A 443-nucleotide genomic window follows, 5' to 3' on the forward strand; every position below is an offset into this window, starting at 1 on the left:
GAGAGCAGCGACGCAACCGTGACGTCGGCAGGCACCACCCGGGAGGTCCCCATGCCCGAACTGCGTGTCGTGGCCGTCAGCAACGACGGCACACGGCTGGTGCTCAAGGCTGCGGACAGCACGGAGTACACACTTCCCATCGACGAGCGTCTGCGCGCCGCAGTGCGCAATGACCGCGCTCGACTCGGCCAGATCGAGATCGAGGTCGAGAGCCATCTGCGGCCGCGCGACATCCAGGCCCGTATACGCGCCGGCGCCTCGGCCGAAGAGGTCGCGCAAATGGCGGGCATCCCCGTCGACCGCGTGCGCCGCTTCGAGGGTCCGGTGCTCGCGGAGCGCGCCTTCATGGCCGAGCGCGCCCGCAAAACACCCGTGCGCCGCCCCGGTGAGAACGCCGGGCCACAGCTCGGCGAGGCCGTCACGGAGCGGCTGCTGCTGCGCGG

At 71.3% G+C, this 443-nt stretch carries 1 protein-coding gene; it reads left to right on the plus strand.

The genetic code is table 11. The annotated features are described in order from the left end of the window. Window positions 1-18: 18 nt before the first annotated feature. Window positions 19-443: septation protein SepH (gene sepH / locus CCN51_RS52630; RefSeq protein ID WP_143676277.1), on the plus strand; the 425-nt coding region annotated here is incomplete at its 3' end.

Origin of the sequence: Streptomyces milbemycinicus (assembly GCF_002154605.1) — a bacterium.
GTDB classification, from domain to species: Bacteria; Actinomycetota; Actinomycetes; order Streptomycetales; family Streptomycetaceae; genus Streptomyces; species Streptomyces milbemycinicus.